This window comes from Gammaproteobacteria bacterium (assembly GCA_037388465.1).
Classification (GTDB): domain Bacteria; phylum Pseudomonadota; class Gammaproteobacteria; order SpSt-1174; family SpSt-1174; genus JARRKE01.
Genome location: JARRKE010000150.1, coordinates 1 through 3,167 on the forward strand (window position 1 = coordinate 1; position 3,167 = coordinate 3,167).

The window sequence follows — 3,167 nt, forward strand, 5'->3', positions numbered from 1 at the left end:
CTGGGCATCACCTCGGACGACTTCTTCCGGCTGGAATCCCAGCCCGAACGCGTCGCCGTGATCGGCGGCGGTTACATCGGCGTGGAACTCGCCGGCGTGCTGCGCGCCCTGGGCTCCGAAGTCACCGTGGTCGGCCTCGAATCACGCGTGCTCGAGGTCTTCGACGAGATAATCAGCGACACCTTGATGCAGGCCATGCGGTCCCAGGGCATCGAACTGCACCTGCCGTTTCAGGTGGCCGCACTGGAAGAGACCGCCTCGGGCCTGGCATTGCGTTCGGCCCAGGGCGACATCCTGGACGGCTACGACGCCATCATCTGGGCCGTTGGGCGCGGCGCCAACACCCGCGCCCTGAACCTGGATGCGGCCGGCGTAGCCTACGAGCGCAACGGCGTTATCCCCACCGATGCCTACCAGAACACCAACGTGTCGGGCATTTATGCACTCGGGGACATCACCGGCCGCACGCCGCTGACACCGGTGGCCGTCGCCGCCGGGCGCAAGCTGGCCGAACGCCTGTTCGGCGGCAACCCCGATGCGCGCCTCGACTATACGGACATTCCCACCGTGGTCTTCGCGCATCCGCCGGTGGGCAGCGTGGGACTCACGGAGAGTCAGGCAATAGATGAATACGGCGAGGCGCTGACGATCTACGAAACCCGCTTCACGCCCATGCGCTATGCGCTGAGCGCGCAGGGGCAGCCCACCGCCATGAAGCTGGTTTGCGCGGGCGAGGAGGAACGGATCGTAGGCATCCACCTCATCGGCGAAGGCGTGGACGAGATGCTGCAGGGCTTTGCCGTCGCACTCAAGATGGGAGCCACCAAGGCCGACTTCGACCGCACCGTGGCCATCCATCCGAGCAGCGCGGAGGAACTGGTGACCCTCAAACAGTGGCGTCGGCCAAGCGCCGAAGCAGCACGGGAAGCCGCCTGAGGAGGCTGAAATCATTGACGCGGGAAATCCCGATCTGGTCAAGCACCTCAGCGTAGGCGTCCACTGACCCGCCTCCGACCAGAAGGTCGACAGCATCGGGCAGCGCCGCGCTCAGCCGGCGCAGCTCATCGGCCAGCGCCGGATCATCGGGTGGGAAAGTGAGGCTCAGTGCCACCGCCCGCGCCCCACGCTGCAATGCCGCGGCGGCAATATCCTCTGCCGGCAAATCTGCGCCCAGATAGATGACGGCCCATCCTTCGGTGGCGGCCGTCAGTGCCGCCATCAAGGCGCCAACTTCGTGATGCTGCCCCGCTGGGGTCGCGACAATCACGATGGGGCCACTCGTGGCGCTCGCCGCGGCCTGCACCATCGCATGGAGAAACCCGCTCACCTGCGGCGTTGCCATGTGTTCATGGCACACCCGCAATTCTCCCTCCCGCCATTGCACGCCGATGTCATGCATTAATGGACCGATCAACTGTTCCAGCAGTACCGGCGTACTCAGCGTGACGGCCGCATTCGCCAGACATTGATGCAAGCCCACCGGGTCCAGTTGCCTGACCGCCTTACGACAGACCTGGAGATGCTGTGCCGCCGCGCTGCCTCCCGGGATTGCCACGCCGGCTTCTGATTCAGCGTCATCGCTGACCAGCTCTCGCAGTGCAGAGGTGCTAAGACCGGCCACGTCGCCGATTCGCCTCCCTGCCGAGGTAGCGCGCCGCAGCAGCGTAAGTCGCTCCACATCGGCGTCCGAATACAAGCGCCGGCTGCCATTGGCGCGAGTCGGCTCCACCACCTGGTAACGTCGTTCCCATGCCCGGATGACATCGGCACTAAGACCGGTGCGACGGGCGACGACCTGAATCGGATGACGAGGTTCGGGTTTATTCACAACCGGCGCAGCCCCTTGATTTCGTTGCAGTGATTATAAGTCTGAGTTTTGTCCTAGACAAATGCTTGACATTCCAAAGTTGTTCACCTATTGTCCTAGACAAGAGATGAACAATCGTTGGTCATCTCGGTAACCGTTTGACTGTGGAGAACGAGCCATGAAAACCCCTCAAATCCGTGCAATATCCCCCCTGTATCTGCCGGTCGCGCTGCTGTTTTTGCTGTTCGCACTGGCGGCTACGCCGGCCAAGGCCGGCAGCTACGGCGCACATGCCAGCCAGAAGGACATCGTCGATACGGCTGTAAGTGCCGGCAGCTTTAACACGCTCGTCACGGCCATTAAACAGGCTGGACTGGTGGACACCCTGAAGGGCAAGGGCCCATACACGGTGTTCGCGCCCACTGACGAGGCGTTCGCAAAGATCCCCCAGGATCAATTGAATGCGCTACTTGCCGACAAGGAAGCTCTGGTCAAAGTGCTCACCTACCATGTGGTGCCGGGCAAGGTAACCGCGGCCCAGGTGACTAGCCTGAGCTCCGCCAAGACCGTCCAGGGCCAATCCATCCGGATCGACACCTCCGACGGTGTACGTGTGGACAACGCACGGGTCGTCCAGACCGATATCCCGGCGAGCAACGGGGTGATCCATGTCATCGACACGGTAATCCTGCCTCAATAATCTCTGCCGACGTCGTACTGCACTGCGGGGCGCTTGCGCCCCGCAGTCATGTGTAACCGCCCATCGGCGTTGCTAACGCAGCTACAGGAACCGCACACAGCTCAACGGGCAGGCGCGCACCGCCTGACGCAAGACCTCGATCGCCTTGGGGCGGGGAAAGCTGGTCCGCCAGGCCAGCGCCACCTGGCGGCTCGGAACGGGTTCGGCCAAGCGGCGCACCACCAGCAGGCGCTGGGCGTAATGCTCGGCGCCTGCTGCCGTGCAGGGCACAACCGTCACCCCCAGTCCGGATGCGACCATGTGGCGGATGGTTTCCAGGGAGCTACCGACCAGGGCGGCGGGACGGGATTCATCGCCTGACACGCTGCGGCCGCATTCCGGACAGGCTTCCAACAGCTGGTCGCGAAAACAATGACCGGATCCCAGCAGCAAAAGATTTTCCTCGGTCAGTCCCGGCAGGGAGATCTCCTCGTCACGGGCGAGTGGATGCGCAGCCGGCAGCAGCGCCACGAACGGTTCCTCGTACACCGCCAGCGTGACCACCCCCGGCTCCTCGAAAGGTAACGACACGAGAATGGCGTCCAGTTCGCCCTGCTTGAGGCGGCGGCGCAGCTCCGCCGTATAGCCCTCCTCGATGATCAACGGCATGGACGGCGCCTG

4 protein-coding genes are annotated in these 3,167 nt (G+C 63.7%); 2 read left to right on the forward strand and 2 right to left on the reverse strand.

All coding sequences use genetic code 11. The features are described 5' to 3' along the window. Positions 1-936, forward strand: a 936-nt coding sequence (locus P8Y64_14475; protein MEJ2061653.1) for an FAD-dependent oxidoreductase, incomplete at its 5' end; no start/stop codon positions are given. On the opposite strand, the gene P8Y64_14480 is transcribed toward P8Y64_14475, so the two are convergent. Further along, a complete protein-coding gene (locus tag P8Y64_14480; GenBank protein MEJ2061654.1) occupies positions 887-1,828 on the reverse strand; it encodes a MerR family transcriptional regulator in 942 nt (313 codons plus the stop codon). The genes P8Y64_14475 and P8Y64_14480 overlap by 50 nt on opposite strands. Positions 1,829-2,057: 229 nt before the next feature. Here P8Y64_14480 and P8Y64_14485 point away from each other — a divergent pair, with 229 nt between their 5' ends. Further along, complete coding sequence (locus tag P8Y64_14485; protein MEJ2061655.1) at positions 2,058-2,507, forward strand: fasciclin domain-containing protein; 450 nt, start codon at positions 2,058-2,060, stop codon at positions 2,505-2,507. An 81-nt stretch (positions 2,508-2,588) separates the two neighbouring features. Here the strand turns inward: P8Y64_14485 and P8Y64_14490 are convergent. Continuing rightward, positions 2,589-3,167, reverse strand: a 579-nt coding sequence (locus tag P8Y64_14490; GenBank protein MEJ2061656.1) for a LysR substrate-binding domain-containing protein, incomplete at its 5' end; no start/stop codon positions are given.